Origin of the sequence: Streptomyces sp. NPDC059166, assembly GCF_042755185.1 — a bacterium.
GTDB lineage: Bacteria > Actinomycetota > Actinomycetes > Streptomycetales > Streptomycetaceae > Streptomyces.
Window position 1 is genome coordinate 100,870 of sequence record NZ_JBHZCI010000013.1, and the last position, 19,151, is coordinate 120,020.

The window sequence follows — 19,151 nt, forward strand, 5'->3', positions numbered from 1 at the left end:
CCATGGAGATCGTCGAGGTACTTCCACAGCTGCACCTCTTCCGTTTCGCGATCGGTCAGGCCTGTCTCTGGGCCGACGGCGCGGAGCTGACCCTGATCGACTCGGGCGATGTGAACGCGGCGGCGGCCGTCGAGGACGGCATACGAGGCCTGGGCCACGACCCGGCCCGGATCCGGCGGATCGTCCTGACGCACGGCCACCGCGACCACTACGGGGCCGCCGGGGAGCTGGCCCGGCGCCACGGCGCCGAGGTTCTGGCCCACCGTCTGGACGCCCCGTTCGTCCGGGGCGAGGAGCGGGTACCCGATCCGGTCCTGCACGACTGGGAGAGACCGCTGTACGCGCACGCGCTGACCGTTCCGGAGGCGCCCGCCACCCGCGTGGACCGCGAACTGGAGGACGGGGACGAGCTGCCGTTCGGGGGCGGCGCCCGCATCGTGCACGCTCCCGGGCACACCCCCGGCTCGATCGGTATCCATCTGCCGTGCCACGCGGTGCTGTTCACCGGGGACGCCGTGGCAGGGGTCGGCCGCGTGACACTCGGGGTGTTCAACGCGGACCACGGGCAGGCACGGGCATCCTTCCGCCGGCTGGCAGCCCTGGCCCCCGATGTTGCCTGCTTCGGTCACGGCGACCCGCTCACCGAGGACACGGCCGCCGTGCTGCGGGGCGCCGCGGGGTGAGCTCCGCCCGGGCCCCCGGGCTCTCCTGTCCGGATCAGCGGCACCGGGGTGGCGGGGTCCGGTGCGGCGCGAGGCGAGGCGTGGGCCGATGCGGTGACCGGCTGTCGGCGACGCCGCGTGCAACGCGGCACCGGGGTACGCGAGCCCGGCATGATCCGAACGGGAGGCCCTAACCCGCCCCCCCGACGGGTACGCCCGCCTCCAGGTTGATCACGGTGGACCGTTCACGGGCGCGCAGCGCCCAGCGGAGACGTTCGAAACGGGTCGGCGGCAGCAGACCGGCCGCCTCCTCCTCGGTGACGAACCGGCAGCCGCGCAGTTCCGAACCGGGGAGCAGCAGGCGCGAGGCCTCCTCACCCCGCAGGCGCCCCCCGTCGAAGAGGAAGCGCAGTCCGCCGAAGGCCGGCGGCTTCGGCGCCTCCCAGTCGACCAGCAGGAGTTCGGGAACCGTCTCCAGACGCAGTCCCAGCTCTTCGGCGACCTCCCGGATCCCCGCCTGCGCCGGAGCCTCTCCCGCCTCGACCACGCCACCGGGAAACTCCCATCCCGGCTTGTAGGTCGGGTCGACGAGGAGCACCCGGTCCAGGTCGTCGAAGAGCAGCACCCCGGACGCGACCGTCTCGGCACGGGGTTCGGGTGTCTGGACGATGCCGCACTCACCCGCCGCGCCGGTACGCAGTGCTTCCGCGATCAGCTCGGCCGTCGCGTACGGGGTGAGCGCGCCGGTGTCGACCGTGTGGGCGTCCGGGCCGATCCATTCGAGTGCCGCGCGGTAGGGCTCGATGTGGTCGTAGGCCCACTGCCGGACCCGTTCGCTGCGTTCGGGGTCGTCGGCGTACTCCTCGCGTTCGGCGATCCGTCTGCGCAGGATCGTTTCCTCCGTCGCCAGCAGCACATGGCGCACCGGAATACGCCGGGCCGCGAGTCCCCCGAAGATCTCGTCCCGGTACTCCTGCTTCAGCAGGGTCATCGGCACCACCAGCACCCCCGGGAGCTCGGCCAGGAGCGCGGCGGCCGTGTCGACCACCAGCCGCCGCCATATGGGCAGGTCCTGGAAGTCGGTCACCTCCGCGAGTCTCTTCTGCGGCAGCAGCCGGCTCAGTCCCCCGCCGGTCAGTTCGGGGTCGTACAGGGTGCTGTTCGGGATCAGATCGATCAGTTCGCACGCGGCACTGGTCTTGCCCGCACCGAACGCACCGTTGATCCAGACGATCACGGGTCCCCCTCCTCCGTAGCCCCCTGTGGCTTGCCCGCAACACCCCGCTCCGGAAACCAACATCGGTCACATGGTTGCGCCGGAGCGGGCGCCGGGGCGTGTGGTGGCGTTGCGGGTCCGGTCGGCCGAGGCACCGTGACACCGGGCACCGGGCCTCGTTGGAAGAGGCGTTCACCGGACGGACGAGGGGAAGAGCATTGCGTCGCACGGTACTGGAACAGTTCCCTGCCGGAGGCCCGCGCGGCAGCCGGCCCGCGGAGGAGTTCGCGGCGGCCCGCCGTGGCGAGGGCGTGCCCGCGGCGGTCGTGATGGACCTGGAGCGGGACACCTTCCTGGTGGTGACTCCGCAGCCCGACCAGCGGGACGGCTGACGCGCGCACGGGCAGGGACGGCGGAGGGGACGCCTGCGGCGGAACACGCGTACTCTCCCCCACGGTCAGCCTCCGGGCCGGGCCGCGGAGCGAAGGAAGTGCTCACGCCCGTCCGGGTCCTCGAACTCGAGGGTGAACGGCATGCCCGTATCCGTCAGGGCTGCCAGGAGCAGAGCGACGCGGTCGGGGTCGACGAACCCACTGAGGACCACGGGCTCCGTCGGCATCAGTTCCAGTTCCGCGAAGGCGCTTTCGGCCTCGTACCCGGTCCAGCTCGATCGTCGGACCGCCCAGCCCGCGCGGCGGAAGACCTCGGCGGCGTGTCCGGCGTCGGACGTCTCCGTCAGGGATCCCTACACGTTGGCGCCACGCTCCGCGTGGGCCAGGGCGGCGGCGTCGAGGCGTGGCCCGTCCGTGCCGCCGGATGTGATGTCCATGCCGGACGGTATCAGGCGGCCACCGGCCTGCCGTCGGGAGCGATCCCGCGGGGCGGGCCCTCTACGGGGCCGCCACGGCCCGTACGCCGTTCACGCCGACCGGACGCACGGCCGCCGCCGCGCCCACCAGGCCGGCGTCGGTCCCCATCACCGCGGGGGCCACGGTGAGGTTCTGGACGAAGGAGAGGGTGGCGTAGTCGCGGAGGGACCTGCGCAGCGGCGCGAAGAGGACCTCGCCCGCACCGGCCACTCCCCCGCCGATCACGGCGATGTCGATGTCGGCCAGGGTCGCGGTGGCGGCGATGCCGGCGGCGAGAGCCTGGGCGGCCCGCTCGAAGGACGCCACGGCCACGGGGTCCCCGGCACGCGCCGCCGCGGCCACGGCGGCTGCCGTCGCGTCGCCGTCCGGTCCGGGGCGCCAGCCGTTCTCCACCGCCCGGCGTGCGATGTTGGGCCCGCTCGCGAGGCGCTCGACGCAGCCGCGCGCGCCGCAGGGGCAGGGATCGCCGTCGAGGTCCACGCTGATGTGGCCGATGTGACCGGCGTTGCCCGAGGGCCCCGGGTGCAGCTTCCCGTCGAGCACCAGACCGCCGCCGACGCCCGTGGACACCACCAGGCACAGCGCGTTGTCGTACCCACGGGCGGCGCCCAGCCAGTGCTCGGCCGCGGTCATGGCGACGCCGTCGCCGACGAGGGTGACCGGCAGTCCGCCGGTGAGGGCCGCGACCCTGGCCACCAGTGGGAAGCCCCGCCAGCCGGGGACGTTGACCGGGCTGACCGTGCCTGCCGAGGCGTCCACGGGCCCGGCGCTGCCGATGCCGACCGCGTGTGTCCTGGTCCAGAGCGGAGAGGCCGTCAGCTCCGCCAGGACGCCGCCCACGGCGCCCATCACGGCTTCGGCGCCCTCGCGGGCCGGCGTGGGACGCTGGGCCCGGACGAGGAGCGTGCCGTCGCCGTCCACCAATGCCCCGGCGATCTTGGTGCCGCCGATGTCGAGCGCGGCGACGAGGTCGGTATGCATCGGTGTGGACTCTCCGGGGGGTGCGGCGCAGGACCTGCGACTTCAGTCTGTGTGGTCCTCCCAGTCTCCATTCTCTTGACAACGTTGTCCAGGGCCTATGCTCGACGCCACAGCTTCACGGCCTCCCCCGGCACCGACCGGGAGGGCCGAACCGACCGTTCCCGACGTCAGGACAGCGCACCGTGGCCGAGACCGCCCGCCCTTCCGAGTCCCGCTACGGCAACCGGCCGACCATGAAGGATGTGGCGGCACGCGCCGGAGTCGGGCTCAAGACGGTCTCCCGCGTGGTCAACAGCGAACCCGGTGTCACCCCCGACACCGAGCGGCGCGTCCAGGAGGCCATCGAGGCCCTCGGTTTCCGGCGCAACGACAGTGCGCGCGTGCTGCGCAAGGGGCGCACCGCCTCGATCGGCCTGGTGCTCGAGGATCTGGCCGACCCGTTCTACGGCCCGCTGAGCCGTGCCGTGGAGGAGGTCGCCCGTGCCCACGGCGCCCTGCTGATCAACGGTTCCAGCGCCGAGGACCCGGACCGTGAGCAGGAACTCGTCCTCGCGCTCTGCGCCCGCCGGGTCGACGGCCTGATCGTGATCCCCGCCGGTGACGACCACCGGTATCTCGAACCCGAGATGAAGGCGGGCATCGCCACCGTGTTCGTCGACCGTCCGGCGGGACAGGTGGACGCCGACACGGTCCTCTCGGACAGCTTCGGCGGCGCCAGGGCCGGTGTCGCCCATCTCGTCGAGCACGGTCACCGCAGGATCGGCTTCATCGGTGACCAGCCGCGCATCCACACCGCCACGGAGCGCCTTCGCGGCTACCACGCGGCCATGGCGGACGCGGGCATAGAGGTGGAGGAGTCCTGGGTCTCCCTCGGGCCGACCGGTCCCGCGCGGGTGAGGGCGGCGGCCGAGGCCATGCTGGCCGGGCCGGAGCCGGTGACCGCGCTCTTCTCGGGGAACAACCGCGTGACGGTCACCGCGGTCCGTGTCCTCGCCGAGTGCGACCGCCGGATCGCGCTGGTCGGCTTCGACGACATCGAACTGGCGGACCTGCTCGGCATCACCGTGATCTCGCAGGACGCCGCGGCGGTCGGCCGCACGGCGGCGGAACACCTGTTCCGCCGCCTCGACGGCGCCTGCGACGCGCCCGCGCGGGTGGAGCTGCCGACCCGCCTGATCGCGCGCGGGTCGGGCGAGCTGCCGCCCGCCTGAGCCCCGGCGCCGCGACCGTCGGTGCCGGCCCCGGGAAGCGCCGCGTGCGTACGGCCACCGGCCGGAATCCTGACGGCGGGGTGCCGGACGCGCGGACGGCGCGACAAGGGCGCCGGGCGACCGGGGCGCGAGGCCCGGTGGCTGTCGGCTACCGGGGCACGGTGACGGTCAGGTCAGCCCGTCGCGGCGAGGCGAAGCCGTCCAGGTCGGCCCGGCTCAGGCCGGTGAGACCGGTGACCTCGTCCGCGTCCAGGGCGCCGCAGTCGATGCCGCGCAGCAGGTAGCCGCTGAGCGCCTTGGCGGTGGCGGGCTCGTCCATGACGTCCCCGCCGGCCTTCGCGACGTAGGCCGCGAGACGGGACGCCGCCGGGGCGAGGCCCTCGCGGTAGAAGGCGTAGACGGCGGCGTAGCGCGTGGGCAGGTGCCCCGGGTGCATGTCCCAGCCCTGGTAGTAGGCGCGGGCCAGGGCGCGGCGGGTGAGGCCGTGGTGGAGGCGCCACGCCTCGTGGACCTGAGAGGTGGGGCCGACGGGCAGCACGTTCGTGGAGCCGTCGCAGACGCGGACGCCGGTGCCGGCCGCGGCGACCTGCATGACAGCCTTGGCGTGATCGGCGGCGGGGTGGTCGCTCGCCTGGTAGGCGGGGCTGACCCCGACGCAGGCGCTGTAGTCGAAGGTCCCGTAGTGGAGCCCGGTCGCCCGGCCCTTCGCGGCGTCGATCATGCGGGCCACGGCGGCGGTGCCGTCGGCGGCGAGGATCGACTGGCTCGTCTCGATCTGGATCTCGAACCCGAGACGCCCGGCCGGCAGACCGTGGGTCTCCTCGAAGGCTTCGAGCAGCCGCACGAAGGCGGTCACCTGCTCGGGATAGGTGACCTTGGGCAGCGTCAGGACCAGGCCGTCCGGAAGCCCGCCGGCCCGCAGCAGGCCGGTGAGGAAGATGTCCGTGGTGCGGATGCCCCTGTCCCGTACGGCGGCCTCCATGCACTTCATGCGGATGCCCATGTACGGCGCGGCGGTCCCGTCCGCGTACGCCTGGGAGACCAGCCGTGCGGCGCGGGCCGCCGCCTCGTCCTCCTCGGCGTCCGGGCGCGGGCCGTACCCGTCCTCGAAGTCGATCCGCAGGTCTTCCACCGGCTCGCGTTCCAGCTTGGCGCGTACGCGGTCGTGCACCGGCCCCGCGAGTGCGTCGGGGATGCCGAGCGCCCCGGCGAACGCGGCGGCGTCGGGGGCGTGTTCGTCGAGGGCCGCCAGCGCCTGGTCGCCCCATGCGCGGATCGTGCCCGCGGTGAACGCGTCGGCGGGCACGTAGACGGTGTGGACGGGCTGGCGCGTACCGGGGTCCCCCGGGTAGCGGCGGGCGAGTTCGGCGTCCACCGCTGTGAGGGAGGCGCTGATCTCCTCACCGACCGCCGCGGTGAGGCTCGTCGCCACCTTCTCCTGCTGACCCATGAACGTACCCTCCACGTAGTGAGTAACTTCCACTTCCCGGAATATTTCATCCGCATAGTGAAGTTATAAGCCCGTTGGTCGCGCGTCAATGGTGATCGGAAACGGCCCGGGGCCGCGCGGTGAGGACACCACGCGGCCCCGGGCCGTCGTACGGGCAGTGCTCGTGCCGGATCAGCCCTTGCGGGCCTTGACCTCGTCGGTGAGCTGCGGGACGACCGTGAAGAGGTCGCCGACGACGCCGTAGTCGACGAGGTCGAAGATCGGGGCCTCGGCGTCCTTGTTGACCGCGACGATGGTCTTCGAGGTCTGCATGCCGGCCCGGTGCTGGATCGCGCCGGAGATACCGGAGGCGATGTACAGCTGCGGGGACACGCTCTTGCCGGTCTGGCCGACCTGGTTGGTGTGCGGGTACCAGCCCGCGTCGACCGCGGCACGCGAGGCGCCGACGGCCGCGCCGAGGGAGTCGGCGAGCGCCTCGATGATCGCGAAGTTCTCCGCGCCGTTGACGCCGCGGCCGCCGGAGACGACGATCGCGGCCTCGGTCAGCTCGGGGCGCCCGGTCGACTCACGCGGGGTGCGGGAGAGGACCTTCGTGCCGGTGGCCGTGGCGGAGAAGGACACGGACAGGGCCTCGACGGCGCCCGCGGCCGGGGCGGCCTCGACGGCGGCCGAGTTCGGCTTGACCGTGATGACCGGGGTGCCCTTGGAGACACGGGACTTGGTGGTGTACGAGGCGGCGAAGGCGGACTGCGTCGCGACGGGGCCCTGGTCGCCGGCCTCCAGGTCGACGGCGTCGGTGATGACGCCCGAGCCGATGCGCAGCGCCAGGCGGGCCGCGATCTCCTTGGCCTCGGCCGAGGAGGGCAGCAGCACGGCGGCCGGGGAGACCGCCTCGAAGGCGGCCTGCAGCGCGTCGACCTTCGGGACGACGAGGTAGTCGGCAAACTCCGGCGCGTCGGCGGTGAGCACCTTGACCGCGCCGTGCTCGGCGAGCGCGGCGGCGGTGTCGGCGGCGCCGTTGCCGAGGGCGACGGCGACCGGGTCACCGATGCGGCGGGCGAGCGTCAGCAGCTCCAGGGTGGGCTTGCGGACGGCGCCGTCGACGTGGTCGACATAGACGAGAACTTCAGCCATGGGACTTCAATCTCCTGCGTGCGAGAAAGGGCGGGGCGTGGAAGATGCGACCGGGGCTCAGATGAACTTCTGGCCCGCGAGGAACTCGGCCAGCTGCTTGCCGCCCTCACCCTCGTCCTTGACGATCGTGCCCGCGGTGCGGGCAGGACGCTCGGCCGCGGAGTCGACCGCGGTCCACGAGCCGCCCAGACCGACCTCGTCCGCCTCGATGTCCAGGTCGTCCAGGTCCAGGGACTCCACCGGCTTCTTCTTCGCCGCCATGATGCCCTTGAAGGACGGGTAGCGGGCCTCGCCCGACTGGTCCGTCACCGACACCACGGCCGGCAGGGACGCCTCGAGCTGCTCGGACGCGGTGTCGCCGTCACGGCGGCCCTTGACCGTGCCGCCCTCGACGGAGACCTCGGAGAGCAGCGTGACCTGCGGGACGCCGAGACGCTCCGCGAGCAGCGCCGGCAGCACACCCATCGTGCCGTCCGTCGACGCCATGCCGCAGATGACCAGGTCGTAACCGGTCTTCTCGACGGCCTTGGCCAGGACCAGGGACGTCCCCATGACGTCGGTGCCGTGCAGGTCGTCGTCCTCGACGTGGACGGCCTTGTCGGCGCCCATCGACAGCGCCTTGCGCAGCGCGTCCTTGGCGTCCTCCGGACCCACCGTGAGCACGGTGATCTCCGCGTCGTCCGCCTCGTCGGCGATCTGCAGCGCCTGCTCGACGGCGTACTCGTCGAGCTCCGACAGCAGACCGTCGACGTCGTCACGGTCCAGGGTCAGGTCATCGGCGAAGTGCCGGTCGCCGGTGGCGTCGGGCACGTACTTCACACAGACAACGATCCTCAAGCTCACGCCGGCTCTCCTACTGCATCGTCATTTCCGGGCTGCCTTGTTGCACGCAGCATAGGCGCCTTGTCGGGCGGTTTCCGGTCAGGGCGACCGAGCCCCCGGGCCGAAATATTACTCGCCAGTACACCTATTACGTTACCCATAAGCAAGCGCTTGGAACTGTGACGTAGCCAACGGGCCCGGCACACCCCCGGCGCGTGCGGGTCTCAGTCTCGCAGAGCCGTGAACCGGCCCTGGTGATACACGAGGGGCCTGCCGCCTCCCGAGGGGTCACCGGCTTCCACCTGGGCGATCACGATGCGGTGGTCCCCCGCCGGGACACGGGCCACCACCCGGCAGACCAGCCACGCCACCACGCCTCCCAGCAGCGGCACGCCCTCCGGGCCGACACGCCAGTCGGTGGCGGGGCCGAAGCGGTCGGCCCCGCGGCGCGCGAACGTCGCGGCCAGCTCCTGCTGGTGCTCCCCGAGTATGTGGACCCCGACATGCTCCGCCTCGGCGATCACCGGCCAGCTGGAGGAAGAGGTTCCCACTCCGAAGGAGACGAGCGGGGGCTCGGCTGCGACGGAGTTGAGCGAGGTGGCCGTGAAGCCGACCGGAGCGGCACCGGCGGCCGTGATCACGGCGACCCCGGCGGCGTGCCGGCGGAAGACGGAGCGGAGGAGTTCGGGAGTGGCCGCGAGCGAGGCGGCGAGATCGGTCGATGCCGTCATGGGGTGATCCTTCGACGAGTGGGCGTACGGGTCCGCGGGTTCTTCAGAAGCCCGGACAGCGCGCGCTCGCGTGACGAGCGAGGTCGATATGGACCCGGCCGGAGAGAAGGAGGTCTGGCGGCATAACGTCAGACTGACGATGCGTGGCGTGCGCAGTCAAGTGCGTCCCGTCATGTGGGAGATGTGTCACGGACCGTCATATCGCCCGCCCGAGAGCCGCGAGGACGTCCGCCCGGCGCGGCTGGCCGGCGGCGCGGCGGACGATCCTGCCGTCCGCGTCGAGCACGAGCACCGTCGGGGTCCGGCTGATTCCGAGGGCGCGCACGAGGGGGAGGCGCGCCTCCGCGTCGATCTCCACGTGGGCCACCCCGTCGACCATCCCGGCCACCTCCGCGAGGACGCGTCTGGTGGCCCGGCACGGCTGGCAGAAGGCGCTGGAGAACTGCACCAGAGTCGCCCGATCGCCCAGCTCCGCCCCGAGTTGGGCAGCGTCCAGCGTTTCGGCAGCCATCCGCCCGTCCATCCCTGCCTCCGTCTCACATCTCCGCACCATGGGTCAGCACACCGCCGGCCCGCCGCATTCCCGGCCCGTTCACGTGACGAGAATCTCTCGCCCCGGACCCTTTGGGGCTGGCCACGACGTCGCACATGGGGCACGATCGCCCCAATGCCGAAAACCTACGGCTGCGTAACTTCCGCCGGGAGAACCCTCCCGAGGCATTGAAGAAGGGTCTTCATCCAGATGGCAGAACTCGTCTATCGGCCGGTCATCGGCGCCGCTCGCACGCTGTTCAAGGCGCTCGACCTGAAGATCGACACCCAGGGTTCGGAGCACATCCCGAAGACCGGTGGCGCGGTTCTGGTCAGCAACCACATCAGCTATCTGGACTTCATCTTCAGCGGACTGGGCGCCCTTCCCCAGAAGCGGCTCGTCCGCTTCATGGCGAAGGAGTCGGTGTTCCGGCACAGGGTGTCCGGGCCGCTGATGCGCGGCATGAAGCACATCCCCGTGGACCGCGACCAGGGCGAGGACGCATACGCGCACGCGCTGGCCTCTCTTCGGTCGGGCGAGGTCGTCGGCGTGTTCCCCGAGGCGACGATCTCCGAGTCGTTCACCCTGAAGAGCTTCAAGTCGGGTGCCGCGCGCCTGGCGCAGGAGGCCGGAGTGCCGCTCGTCCCCATGGCGCTCTGGGGCACCCAGCGCCTGTGGACCAAGGGCCGTCCGCGCAACTTCCGGCGCAGCCACATGCCGATCACGATCCGGGTGGGCGAAGCCCTGGAAGCGCCCACCGACCAGTACGCGGGCGCCATCACGCGCCGGCTGCGCGAGCGCGTCCAGGAGCTCCTGGAGGCGGCCCAGCGCGCGTACCCGGTGCGGCCCAAGGACGCGTCGGACACCTGGTGGGTACCTGCCCATCTCGGCGGTACGGCGCCGACGCCCGCCGAGGTGCGCGAGCGCGGCTGACGACGCACGGAGACGACACGGCGGCCGTGGAGAGCACTCGCTCCACGGCCGCCGTCGTACCTCGTCCATGTCCCGCCTACTGCCGGGCCATCTCCTCCTTGAGCGCCAGCACGAAGGCGTCGACGTCGTCCTCACGGGTGTCGAACGCGCACATCCAGCGGACGTCTCCGGCCTTCTCGTCCCAGAAGTAGAACCGGAACCGCTTCTGGAGCCGTTCGGACACGGCGTGCGGGAGCCGCGCGAAGACCGCGTTGGCCTGCACGGGGTGAAGGATCTCGACCCCGTCCACCGTCCGCACCCCGTCGGCGAGCCGCTGGGCCATGGCGTTGGCGTGGCGCGCGTTGCGCAGCCAGAGGTCCCGCGCCAGGAGCGCTTCCAGCTGCACCGAGACGAAGCGCATCTTCGAGGCCAGCTGCATCGACAGCTTGCGCAGGTGCTTCATGGCGCGTACCGAGTCCGGGTCCAGCACGACGACGGCCTCGCCGAAGATCGCGCCGTTCTTGGTCCCTCCGAAGGAGAGGACGTCGACGCCGACCGTGTTGGTGAAGGTACGCATCGGCACGTCCAGCGACGCGGCGGCGTTGGCTATCCGGGCGCCGTCCAGGTGCACCTTCATCCCGTGCCGGTGGGCGTGCTCGCAGACGGCCCGGATCTCGTCCGGCGTGTAGACCGTGCCGAGCTCGGTGTTCTGCGTGATGGAGACGACCTGGGGCATCGCCCGGTGCTCGTCCTCCCAGCCGTACGCCTGGCGGTCGATGAGCTCCGGGGTCAGCTTGCCGTCCGGCGTCGGCACGGTGAGCAGCTTCAGACCGCCCACCCGCTCCGGCGCGCCGCCCTCGTCGACGTTGATGTGCGCGGACTCGGCGCAGATCACCGCACCCCAGCGGTCGGTCAGCGCCTGCAGCGCGAGCACGTTGGCCCCCGTGCCGTTGAAGACGGGGAACGCCTCGGCGGTGGGGCCGAAGTGGCTGTGCATGACCCGCTGGAGGTGCTCGGTGTAGTCGTCCTCGCCGTAGGCGACCTGGTGGCCGCCGTTGGCGAGGGCGAGGGCCGCCAGGATCTCGGGGTGCGCGCCCGCGTAGTTGTCACTGGCGAAACCGCGTACCAGTGGATCGTGATGCCGTCGCGCGTCGGTCCTTACGGTTGCGGGGTCAGCCACAGGCGCTTTCCGTTCACTTCTCCTGCGGGAACGTCCCAGACGCCGGCGATGGCCTCGGCCAGCTCCGTGACGTCCGTGAAGCCCGCGAACTTCGCATTCGGGCGCTCGGCGCGCATCGCGTCGTGCACCAGTGCCTTGACGACCAGGATCGCAGCAGCCGATGTGGGTCCCGCGTCGCCCCCCGCCTTGCGGAAGGAGTCGGCCAGGGCGAGGGTCCACGCCTCGGCCGCGGCCTTGGACGCGGAGTAGGCGGCGTTCCCGGCGGTCGGGCTGCTGGCTCCGGCCGCGCTGATCAGCACGTAGCGACCCCGGTCGCTGCGCTGGAGCACCTCGTGGAAGGCCAGCGACGTCGACTGGACGGTCCGGATCAGCAGCTTCTCGAGGAAGTCCCAGTCGGCGAGACTCGAGTCCTCGAACCCCGCACCGCCGCGCCAGCCACCGACCAGATGGACCAGGCCGTCGACCTTCCCGAACTCGCTCTCCGTCTTGAGGGCCCATTCACGCGCGGCGCCCGGATCGAGGAGATCGACCGTGTCACCGGTGACGGTCGCGCCCCCGTGGGCGTAGCGTGCCGCGTCGACCGCCTCGACGAGCCGCTCGGGGTTCGCGTCGGACGCGACCACCGTCGCTCCGGCCTCCGCGAGCCTGAGCAGCGTGGCCCGGCCGGCGGGACCCGCCGCACCGGCCACCGCGATCACCGCACCCTCGAGCACACCGTTGTCGGCCCTGCCTGTTCCGTTCATCGCCACCGCCTCCTCAGAACCCGCGCTCACGCAGCTGCTCGCCCGGCGTCCGCCCTGGTGATACCTCGGGTCGAGGCGATCACACGCTTCAGCTTCTTCGAGAGCGCCTCATAGAACATGCTCAGGGGAAACTCGTCCGGAAGCACGTCGTCGACGAGCCTCCGCGGCGGTCGGGTCAGGTCGAGAGCGTCAGGCCCCTTGGCCCAGAGGGAGCCCGGGTGCGGTGCGAGGTAGGTGGAGACCAGGTCGTACGCGGCGAACCAGTGCACCAGCTTGGGCCGGTCGATGCCGTCGCGGTAGAGCTTCTCGATCTCGCCGCAGAGCTGGTTGGTGACCTGCGGGGCACGGGCCCAGTCGATCTTGAGTGTGTTGTCGGTCCAGCGGACCACGTCGTGCTTGTGCAGGTAGGCGAAGAGCAGCTGCCCACCGAGGCCGTCGTAGTTGCGGACACGTTCACCGGTGACGGGGAAGCGGAACATCCGGTCGAAGAGCACGGCGTACTGGACGTCGCGGCCCTGGCCGAAGCCGTCACCCTCGAGCCTCACCGCCTCCCGGAAGGCGGTGAGGTCGCAGCGCAGCTCCTCCAGGCCGTACATCCAGAAGGGCTGGCGCTGCTTGATCATGAACGGGTCGAAGGGCAGGTCCCCGTGGCTGTGGGTGCGGTCGTGGACCATGTCCCAGAGGACGAACGCCTGCTCGCAGCGGGTCTGGTCGCCGAGCATCTCCCGGATGTCGTCCGGCAGCTCCAGTCCGAGCAGCTCGACGGCCTCCTGCGTCACGCGGCGGAAGCGGGCGGCCTCCCGGTCGCAGAAGATGCCTCCCCAGCTGAAGCGCTCCGGTGCCTCGCGCACCGCGATGGTCTCGGGGAAGAGCACGGCGGAGTTGGTGTCGTAGCCCGCCGTGAAGTCCTCGAACGTGATGCCGCAGAAGAGCGGGTTGTCGTAGCGCGTGGCCTCGAGGTCCGCGAGCCACTCCGGCCACACCATCCGCAGCACGACGGCCTCGAGATTGCGGTCGGGGTTGCCGTTCTGCGTGTACATCGCGAAGACGACCAGGTGCTGCAGGCCGTCGGCACGGCTCCTGGCGGGCTGGAAGGCCAGCAGCGAGTCGAGGAAGTCGGGGACGCCGAAGCCGTCGGCAGCCCATCGGCGCAGGTCGGCGACGAGTGCGCGGTGGTACTCCTCGTCGTGCGGCAGCAGCGGGGAGAGCTGCTCGACCGCGCCGACCACCCGGTCGATGACGGCGCCGGCCGCGGCGGCGGAGGGAGCGCCGTCCGCCTCGAAGTCGATGGAGCCGTCCTCGGACTGCCAGACGCGGAACTCCTCGACGGCACCCTTGAGCGCGGGCCAGGCCGGGTGCTCGACGACCCGCTGTGCGGTGGCCGTCCTGGCGACAGCGGTGGCTTGCTCAAGAATTTCCGTCATGACACTTCCTTCACGGGAGAACCTCGCGTGAAGCAACCGTATCCACGGACGGTTCCTTCAGACAAGCGGGGATCCGAAAATTATCCTGCCGCTCAACCTGTTCACCGATATTTTTCCTGCCACACGTGGACTCGGCAACTTCTTCCACCGCCCCGCCGCCGAAGCGGCCGTCCGGCGGGCAAGAACTGCTTCCCTTTGGGTAGGAGCCGCGCGGGGGACGCACACGACGCACGGAAGCGGGAGATCCTTGACTTTTCTCACCATCGGCCATCGCGGGGTCATGGGTGTCGAGCCGGAGAACACACTGCGCTCGTTCACACACGCGGAGCAGGCCGGCATGGACGCCATCGAGCTCGATCTCCATCTCAGCAAGGACGGGGCACTCGCGGTGATGCACGACGCCGCGGTGGACCGCACCACCGACGGGACCGGGATGATCGCCGCCAAGACCCTCGCGGAGCTGCGGGAGCTCGACGCCGGACAAGGAGAGCGGGTGCCGGTCTTCGAGGAGGTGCTGGACGCGGTCCGCGCCCCCCTTCAGGCCGAGATCAAGGACGTGGCGGCAGCACGGGCCCTGGCCGACGTGATGATCAGGCGGGATCTGGCGGGACGGGTCGAGGTGTCCTCGTTCCACGACGAGGCGGTCGCCGAGATCAAGCAGCTGGTCCCCGGAGTGCGGACGGTCCTGATCGCGAGCCGCTGGGAGGCGGACGTGGTGGACCGGGCCAAGGCGGCCGGTGCGCAGACGCTGGCCCTGAACATCAGGCGCCTCACGCTCGAGGTGGTGGAGCGGGCACACGCCGAGGGACTGAAGGTGATCGGCTGGGTGGTCAACACACAGGACCACCTCCGGCTGGTCCGCGCCCTGGGGCTGGACGGCGCCACCACCGACTTCCCCGAGATCCGGCGCGCCGGCCGCTTCACCGCGTGAGACGGCGCGTGGGACGGCGCGCACGTCGGAGGGCTCGCGAGACGGCGCGTATGCCCGGAGAACGTGTGGGACGGCGCGCGTGCGCGGCGGTTCGCCGCACGGCCGGGCCTACAGGGGCTTGACCAGGAGCTCGAACTCGAGGTCCGCCCGCTGCGGGATGCCGAACCGCTCGTCGCCGTACGGGAAGGGCGTCATCCTTCCCGTACGGCTGTATCCCCGGCGCTCGTACCAGGCGATGAGCTCCTTGCGCACCGAGATCACGGTCATGTGCATCTCCTTCGCACCCCAGTCCTCGCGGGCCACGCGCTCGGCCTCGGCGATGAACGCCTTGCCGAGGCCGGCCCCCTGCAGCTGAGGACGGACGGCGAACATGCCGAAGTAGGCGGATTCCCCGCGGTGTTCGAGCTGGCAGCAGGCGACCGGCGCACCGTCCCGCTGGGCGATGAGGATCTTGCCGGCGGGGCCCTCGAGTACCTCCCTGACACCGTCGGCGTCGGTGCGCTGCCCCTGGAGTATGTCGGCCTCCGTGGTCCATCCGGCACGGCTGGCGTCACCGCGGTAGGCGCTCTCGACGAGTTCGACGAGTGCGGGGACGTCGCTCCCGGTCGCGTCGCGGAAGGTCAGTTCTGCCCGTGCCGTGGCCGGTGCGATGTCCATGTGGCTCTTCTCCCGTGTAGTGCCGCCGTGGTGCCCTCCCGAGACTAACCCGGTCGCCGGACGCCCCCCGCAGGCACTGGCGCGCTCCCCAGTACCCCAATGCGCCCCGGTACGAGCGGAGGGAACGGGGCATCGATGGGACGACACCGGCGTCATCATCCGCCGTAGGGGGAGGTTCACCGTGCACGGACCGGTGCTGTCCGGCTGGCTGCTCGTGTCACTGTGCGGGGCCACGGGGGCGTACTGCCTGCTGCGGACCCGCGACGGCGCCGCGCGGGAACGCGGAGCGGCGCAGGCCGAGGCGTTGATGGGGTTCGGAATGGCGGCGATGGCGTTGCCCGCCGCCGTACTGACACCTCCGGGATGGGCCTGGCTGGTGTACGTGGTGGTGTTCGGCGCCGCCGCGCTGCACGCGGCCGCCCGCGCGGGAAAGGGCGCACACCATCTGCACCACCTGATCGGTTCGCTCGCCATGGTCTACATGGCGCTGGCCATGGCCCCGGGCATGAGCCATGGCGCGGGCTCCGGCCACGCGGGCCACGGAGCGGGGGCCGGCGGATCCGCGGGAGGCGTCCCGCTGCTGACGGGAGTCCTCCTCGCCTACTACGCGGTGTACGTCCTGCGCTCGGCTGGGCGGCTCATCCCGCCCGCCTCCGGCGTGACGGTGGGCGCTGGTGCGGCTGCGGTAGGTGGGGCGGGCTGGGGCAGGCGTCCCGAGCTGGCCCTGGCGTGCAGACTGGCCATGGGGACGGCCATGTTCGCGATGCTGCTCACCCTTTGAGACAGCGGCCCTGCCGCCCCGTGGCGTACGTCACTTGGTGTGCGCGGCCGTACCGCGGCACCCGCCGCCCTCGTAGGGTGACGCCATGCTGGTCTCCCTCGCACTGCTGCTGCTCGGTGCCCTGACCGCCGTCGTGGCCCCCGGCCTGATGGCGCGGGCCAGGTGGCCGGAGCGTGAGCCGGTCGTGGCCCTGTGGGTGTGGCAGTGCGTGGTGGTGGGCGTCCTGTTGTCGTTCGGGCTCTCGATGACCTTCAGCGCGGCCGCCGCCTGGCAGGCGGTGCGTGGCCATGTCTTCGCACCGGCACCGCACGGAGTGGTCGAGGCGTACGCGCTGGGGGCGTACGGGCCGTGGTCCGCGGTCATCGCCGTTCTGCTGGCGCTCGGCGGTCTCTGGACCGCGGCGATGCTGGTTCGGGAGATCCACCGGGCGCGGGTGCGGCGCCGCCGGCGGCGCTCCGAACTCCTGGTCCGCGCTCCGTTGTTGCCCGGCGAGGAGCCTGGCGACGGCCGCCTCGTGGTGCTGGAGGGCGACCGGCCCGACGCGTGGTGGCTGCCCGGTTCGGCGCCGCAACTGGTCATCACCACGGCGGCGCTGAGCCGCCTGAAGGGACGTCAGCTGGATGCCGTCCTGGCGCATGAGCAGGGACACGCCCAGGCTCGCCACGACTGGCTTCTGCATTCGTCGGGTGCCCTGGCGACCGGTTTCCCGCAGGTTCCGTTCTTCGCGGCGTTCCGGGACGAGATGCACCGTCTCGTGGAGCTGGCCGCGGACGACGTGGCCTCACGGCGCTTCGGACGTCTGACGATCGCTCTCGCCCTGGTCGAACTCAACGAGGACCGCGGGGTGTTCGGTCCGGCCCCGGCAGCGGGAGCCCAGGTGCCGCTGAGGGTGAACCGCCTGCTCACCCCGGTGGAGCGGCTCACAGCCGCCCGTCGGCTGCGCCTGACGGCCGCCGCGGCACTGGTACCGGTCGTTCCGCTGCTGGTGGCTTTCGTGCCGGGACTCAGCGCCCTGCGCTGACACCACGGGCGGACGGTGGACGAGGATCGCCCGTATGCACTCATCGCCCCTCCCTCCGCTCGGCCGGGTTCCGCTCCTCGTCACCGGCGCCGTCTGTGCCGCGCTGTCGCTCCTCCTGCTCGTCCTGGTCGCTACGGGCTGGCGGCCGTTGCTGTCACTGGACCGCACGGTGGCCGAGGCCCTCCACCGCCGGGCATCGGCCGACCCGGACATGGTCCGGGTCAACCGGGTGCTGACGGACTGGGTATGGGACCCCTGGACGATGCGCGCGGTGACCGCCCTTGTCGTGGTCGTCCTGTGGTGGCGTGGATCACGGCTGCTCGCCGGGTGGATCGCCGCGACCAGCCTCCTGGCGACACTGGTGCAGCAGGGCGTGAAGGCCGCCATGGGCAGGGAGCGTCCGCAGTGGGCCGATCCGGTGGACACGGCCCACTACGCCGCCTTCCCCTCCGGCCACGTCATGACCGCGGCGGTGACCTGTGGGCTGCTGATGTGGTTGCTGCGCCTGCACGGCGCGCCGTCGTCCCCGTGGTGGGGGGCTCTCGTGGTCACCGTCGTCTCGGTGGCCGGGGTGGCCTGGACCCGTGTCTACCTGGGTGTGCACTGGCTGAGTGATGTGGTGGGCGGTGTGCTGCTGGGAGGGGCCGTGACCGCCCTCTCGCTCGCCGGGTACTGCGCCTGCTCCGGGTGGCGGTCCTCACAAGGGGGCTCCGCGGGGCACCCGGAGCCCCCTTGTGAGGACCGGCAGAGGCCGTGATCATCGGCTCCATGACCATCAAGGGCGCACTCTTCGACTTCTCCGGAACCCTTTTCCGGATCGAGCCCGTAGCCGCGTGGCTGCGCGCCGTCCTGGACGCGCGGGGCGTGCAGACTCGGCCGGCCCGCTTCGAGGGGCTCGTACGCGAACTGACGGCCGCCGGCGCACTGCCCGGCGGGCCGCCTCCCGAGCGGGTTCCGCCGGGCCTGGCGTCCGCCTGGGCCGAACGCGACCGCAGCGCGCGGCTGCACCGTGAGGCCTATACCGGCCTGGCCCGTCAGGTGGCTCTTCCGGACCCGGGGCTCTACGACGCGCTGTACGAACGCCACATGAGCCCTGAGGCCTGGCAGCCGTACGCGGACGCCGCGGAGGTGCTGGGCGGACTGCGCCGAGCGGGCGTCACGGTCGGAGTGGTCAGCAACATCGGCTGGGACCTGCGCCCGGTCTTCCGGGCCCACGGCCTGGACGCGCTGGTGGACGGGTACGTCCTCTCCTACGAGCACGGTGTCCAGAAGCCCGCTCCGGAGCTGTTCCGTATCGCGTGCGCCGGGCTGGACCTCGATCCCGCGGACGTGGTCATGGTGGGTGACGACCGCCACGCCGACGGGGGCGCGGCCGCGCTGGGCTGCGAGGTGCGCTTCGTGGACCACCTGCCCGTGGAAGAACGCCCGGACGGGCTCCGAGCGCTGAGGCTGGTGGAAATGGCAGGTGAGACGCCCGGAGGACACCGTTCGTGAAGGATTCCCGCAGACGGTGTGAGGGAAATCCCTGCCTCCGGACGGGGTCCGCGGCCCGAAGGGGGTTTAGCTTGGTGCACATGTCCCCGCATCCGAACCCGTCCGCCGTCGCGCGCCCCGTCTCCGTCGTCAACGAGGAGATCCGCACCCTGTGGCAGCGCGCGGGCGGACTCCTGTCCCCGGACGAGGAGACCGAGTACCGCCGGCTGCTCGTGGAGTGGGCCGCCGCCGCGGGAACGAGCGTCCGGCCCGCCGCCTGAGTCTCGGCGGGAGTGCTGGATTCCGGCGATCCCCCGCATCGCCGGAACGCAGGGGTACAGCATGTCCCCGCGCGCCCTCCGGGTCAATGAAGTGCGCGTGCCCCGCCGGGCGGACAGTCCGGCGGGGCATGCACACGTTC

22 protein-coding genes are annotated in these 19,151 nt (G+C 71.7%); 10 read left to right on the plus strand and 12 right to left on the minus strand.

Translation table 11 applies throughout. From position 1 onward, the window contains the following. Positions 1 to 2 precede the first annotated feature (2 nt). Positions 3 to 683: an MBL fold metallo-hydrolase gene (locus ACFXOA_RS12580; RefSeq protein ID WP_385025800.1), complete on the plus strand. Its 681-nt coding sequence runs from the start codon at positions 3 to 5 to the stop codon at positions 681 to 683. Between the two features lie 169 nt (positions 684 to 852). Here ACFXOA_RS12580 and ACFXOA_RS12585 read toward each other — a convergent pair whose 3' ends face one another. Continuing rightward, complete coding sequence (locus tag ACFXOA_RS12585; RefSeq protein WP_385025803.1) at positions 853 to 1,899, minus strand: NUDIX domain-containing protein; 1,047 nt, start codon at positions 1,897 to 1,899, stop codon at positions 853 to 855. Positions 1,900 to 2,096: 197 nt separating this feature from the next. On the opposite strand from ACFXOA_RS12585, the gene ACFXOA_RS12590 reads away from it, so the two are divergent. Continuing rightward, positions 2,097 to 2,270 (plus strand): hypothetical protein, encoded by a 174-nt coding sequence (locus tag ACFXOA_RS12590; protein WP_385025806.1) that lies wholly within the window; start codon positions 2,097 to 2,099, stop codon positions 2,268 to 2,270. A gap of 65 nt (positions 2,271 to 2,335) precedes the next feature. Here ACFXOA_RS12590 and ACFXOA_RS12595 read toward each other — a convergent pair whose 3' ends face one another. After that, the gene (locus tag ACFXOA_RS12595; RefSeq protein WP_385025809.1) at positions 2,336 to 2,497 is read right to left on the minus strand and encodes a hypothetical protein; all 162 of its coding nucleotides are present in this window, start codon (positions 2,495 to 2,497) and stop codon (positions 2,336 to 2,338) included. Positions 2,498 to 2,768: 271 nt separating this feature from the next. Continuing rightward, positions 2,769 to 3,728 carry an ROK family protein gene (locus ACFXOA_RS12600; RefSeq protein ID WP_385025812.1) on the minus strand — a complete coding sequence of 320 codons (960 nt, stop codon included), beginning with the start codon at positions 3,726 to 3,728 and terminating at the stop codon, positions 2,769 to 2,771. 182 nt (positions 3,729 to 3,910) lie between these two features. On the opposite strand from ACFXOA_RS12600, the gene ACFXOA_RS12605 reads away from it, so the two are divergent. Continuing rightward, complete coding sequence (locus tag ACFXOA_RS12605; RefSeq protein WP_385025815.1) at positions 3,911 to 4,939, plus strand: LacI family DNA-binding transcriptional regulator; 1,029 nt, start codon at positions 3,911 to 3,913, stop codon at positions 4,937 to 4,939. A gap of 148 nt (positions 4,940 to 5,087) precedes the next feature. Here ACFXOA_RS12605 and ACFXOA_RS12610 read toward each other — a convergent pair whose 3' ends face one another. The 5 genes from ACFXOA_RS12610 to ACFXOA_RS12630 form a co-directional block, all read right to left on the minus strand. Continuing rightward, entirely contained in the window at positions 5,088 to 6,389 is a 1,302-nt protein-coding gene (locus ACFXOA_RS12610; protein ID WP_385025818.1) for a DUF6986 family protein, read from the minus strand. 171 nt (positions 6,390 to 6,560) lie between these two features. Then, complete coding sequence (locus ACFXOA_RS12615; RefSeq protein ID WP_385025821.1) at positions 6,561 to 7,523, minus strand: electron transfer flavoprotein subunit alpha/FixB family protein; 963 nt, start codon at positions 7,521 to 7,523, stop codon at positions 6,561 to 6,563. Between the two features lie 57 nt (positions 7,524 to 7,580). Beyond that, positions 7,581 to 8,366 (minus strand): electron transfer flavoprotein subunit beta/FixA family protein, encoded by a 786-nt coding sequence (locus tag ACFXOA_RS12620; RefSeq protein ID WP_385025824.1) that lies wholly within the window; start codon positions 8,364 to 8,366, stop codon positions 7,581 to 7,583. A gap of 203 nt (positions 8,367 to 8,569) precedes the next feature. After that, on the minus strand, positions 8,570 to 9,076 hold the full coding sequence (locus ACFXOA_RS12625; RefSeq protein WP_385025827.1) for a flavin reductase family protein: 507 nt from the start codon (positions 9,074 to 9,076) through the stop codon (positions 8,570 to 8,572). Positions 9,077 to 9,272: 196 nt separating this feature from the next. Continuing rightward, positions 9,273 to 9,599 carry a TlpA family protein disulfide reductase gene (locus ACFXOA_RS12630; protein ID WP_385025830.1) on the minus strand — a complete coding sequence of 109 codons (327 nt, stop codon included), beginning with the start codon at positions 9,597 to 9,599 and terminating at the stop codon, positions 9,273 to 9,275. A 219-nt stretch (positions 9,600 to 9,818) separates the two neighbouring features. Between ACFXOA_RS12630 and ACFXOA_RS12635 the strand changes: the two genes are divergently transcribed. Next, the gene (locus ACFXOA_RS12635) at positions 9,819 to 10,541 is read left to right on the plus strand and encodes a lysophospholipid acyltransferase family protein (protein ID WP_385025833.1); all 723 of its coding nucleotides are present in this window, start codon (positions 9,819 to 9,821) and stop codon (positions 10,539 to 10,541) included. A 76-nt stretch (positions 10,542 to 10,617) separates the two neighbouring features. Here ACFXOA_RS12635 and ACFXOA_RS12640 read toward each other — a convergent pair whose 3' ends face one another. From ACFXOA_RS12640 to ACFXOA_RS12650, 3 genes are read right to left on the minus strand one after another with little or no spacing between them, the layout of a single operon-like run. Further along, positions 10,618 to 11,700 carry a threonine aldolase family protein gene (locus ACFXOA_RS12640; protein WP_385025836.1) on the minus strand — a complete coding sequence of 361 codons (1,083 nt, stop codon included), beginning with the start codon at positions 11,698 to 11,700 and terminating at the stop codon, positions 10,618 to 10,620. Then, positions 11,679 to 12,443, minus strand: a complete 765-nt coding sequence (locus ACFXOA_RS12645) for an SDR family NAD(P)-dependent oxidoreductase (protein WP_385025839.1) — start codon at positions 12,441 to 12,443, stop codon at positions 11,679 to 11,681. The genes ACFXOA_RS12640 and ACFXOA_RS12645 overlap by 22 nt, the downstream gene beginning before the upstream one ends. A 26-nt stretch (positions 12,444 to 12,469) precedes the next feature. Further along, positions 12,470 to 13,867: a DUF6421 family protein gene (locus ACFXOA_RS12650; protein WP_385025842.1), complete on the minus strand. Its 1,398-nt coding sequence runs from the start codon at positions 13,865 to 13,867 to the stop codon at positions 12,470 to 12,472. Positions 13,868 to 14,147: 280 nt separating this feature from the next. On the opposite strand from ACFXOA_RS12650, the gene ACFXOA_RS12655 reads away from it, so the two are divergent. Next, positions 14,148 to 14,798, plus strand: a complete 651-nt coding sequence (locus ACFXOA_RS12655) for a glycerophosphodiester phosphodiesterase (protein WP_385025963.1) — start codon at positions 14,148 to 14,150, stop codon at positions 14,796 to 14,798. Positions 14,799 to 14,906: 108 nt separating this feature from the next. Here ACFXOA_RS12655 and ACFXOA_RS12660 read toward each other — a convergent pair whose 3' ends face one another. Further along, on the minus strand, positions 14,907 to 15,455 hold the full coding sequence (locus ACFXOA_RS12660; RefSeq protein ID WP_385025845.1) for a GNAT family N-acetyltransferase: 549 nt from the start codon (positions 15,453 to 15,455) through the stop codon (positions 14,907 to 14,909). Positions 15,456 to 15,636: 181 nt separating this feature from the next. Here ACFXOA_RS12660 and ACFXOA_RS12665 point away from each other — a divergent pair, with 181 nt between their 5' ends. The 5 genes from ACFXOA_RS12665 (at position 15,637) to ACFXOA_RS12685 (ending at position 19,011) form a co-directional block, all read left to right on the plus strand. Continuing rightward, positions 15,637 to 16,236 (plus strand): DUF5134 domain-containing protein, encoded by a 600-nt coding sequence (locus ACFXOA_RS12665; RefSeq protein WP_385025848.1) that lies wholly within the window; start codon positions 15,637 to 15,639, stop codon positions 16,234 to 16,236. An 85-nt stretch (positions 16,237 to 16,321) separates the two neighbouring features. Next, positions 16,322 to 17,257, plus strand: a complete 936-nt coding sequence (locus ACFXOA_RS12670; protein ID WP_385025851.1) for a M56 family metallopeptidase — start codon at positions 16,322 to 16,324, stop codon at positions 17,255 to 17,257. A 34-nt stretch (positions 17,258 to 17,291) separates the two neighbouring features. Further along, positions 17,292 to 18,014, plus strand: a complete 723-nt coding sequence (locus ACFXOA_RS12675) for a phosphatase PAP2 family protein (protein ID WP_385025854.1) — start codon at positions 17,292 to 17,294, stop codon at positions 18,012 to 18,014. Positions 18,015 to 18,025: 11 nt separating this feature from the next. After that, entirely contained in the window at positions 18,026 to 18,751 is a 726-nt protein-coding gene (locus ACFXOA_RS12680; protein ID WP_385025857.1) for an HAD family hydrolase, read from the plus strand. Between the two features lie 80 nt (positions 18,752 to 18,831). Further along, entirely contained in the window at positions 18,832 to 19,011 is a 180-nt protein-coding gene (locus ACFXOA_RS12685) for a hypothetical protein (protein ID WP_385025860.1), read from the plus strand. The last annotated feature ends 140 nt before the right edge of the window (positions 19,012 to 19,151 follow it).

Excerpts from the sequence above, each read along its gene's own strand:
- ACFXOA_RS12650 (WP_385025842.1), bottom strand. The coding sequence starts at position 13,867 with ATGACGGAAATTCTTGAGCAAGCCACCGCTGTCGCCAGGACGGCCACC.
- ACFXOA_RS12580 (WP_385025800.1), top strand. The coding sequence starts at position 3 with ATGGAGATCGTCGAGGTACTTCCACAGCTGCACCTCTTCCGTTTCGCG.
- ACFXOA_RS12600 (WP_385025812.1), bottom strand. The coding sequence starts at position 3,728 with ATGCATACCGACCTCGTCGCCGCGCTCGACATCGGCGGCACCAAGATC.
- ACFXOA_RS12655 (WP_385025963.1), top strand. The coding sequence starts at position 14,148 with ATGGGTGTCGAGCCGGAGAACACACTGCGCTCGTTCACACACGCGGAG.
- ACFXOA_RS12635 (WP_385025833.1), top strand. The coding sequence starts at position 9,819 with ATGGCAGAACTCGTCTATCGGCCGGTCATCGGCGCCGCTCGCACGCTG.
- ACFXOA_RS12610 (WP_385025818.1), bottom strand. The coding sequence starts at position 6,389 with ATGGGTCAGCAGGAGAAGGTGGCGACGAGCCTCACCGCGGCGGTCGGT.
- ACFXOA_RS12670 (WP_385025851.1), top strand. The coding sequence starts at position 16,322 with ATGCTGGTCTCCCTCGCACTGCTGCTGCTCGGTGCCCTGACCGCCGTC.
- ACFXOA_RS12685 (WP_385025860.1), top strand. The coding sequence starts at position 18,832 with ATGTCCCCGCATCCGAACCCGTCCGCCGTCGCGCGCCCCGTCTCCGTC.
- ACFXOA_RS12680 (WP_385025857.1), top strand. The coding sequence starts at position 18,026 with ATGACCATCAAGGGCGCACTCTTCGACTTCTCCGGAACCCTTTTCCGG.
- ACFXOA_RS12645 (WP_385025839.1), bottom strand. The coding sequence starts at position 12,443 with ATGAACGGAACAGGCAGGGCCGACAACGGTGTGCTCGAGGGTGCGGTG.
- ACFXOA_RS12660 (WP_385025845.1), bottom strand. The coding sequence starts at position 15,455 with ATGGACATCGCACCGGCCACGGCACGGGCAGAACTGACCTTCCGCGAC.
- ACFXOA_RS12625 (WP_385025827.1), bottom strand. The coding sequence starts at position 9,076 with ATGACGGCATCGACCGATCTCGCCGCCTCGCTCGCGGCCACTCCCGAA.
- ACFXOA_RS12630 (WP_385025830.1), bottom strand. The coding sequence starts at position 9,599 with ATGGACGGGCGGATGGCTGCCGAAACGCTGGACGCTGCCCAACTCGGG.
- ACFXOA_RS12615 (WP_385025821.1), bottom strand. The coding sequence starts at position 7,523 with ATGGCTGAAGTTCTCGTCTATGTCGACCACGTCGACGGCGCCGTCCGC.
- ACFXOA_RS12595 (WP_385025809.1), bottom strand. The coding sequence starts at position 2,497 with ATGCCGACGGAGCCCGTGGTCCTCAGTGGGTTCGTCGACCCCGACCGC.
- ACFXOA_RS12675 (WP_385025854.1), top strand. The coding sequence starts at position 17,292 with ATGCACTCATCGCCCCTCCCTCCGCTCGGCCGGGTTCCGCTCCTCGTC.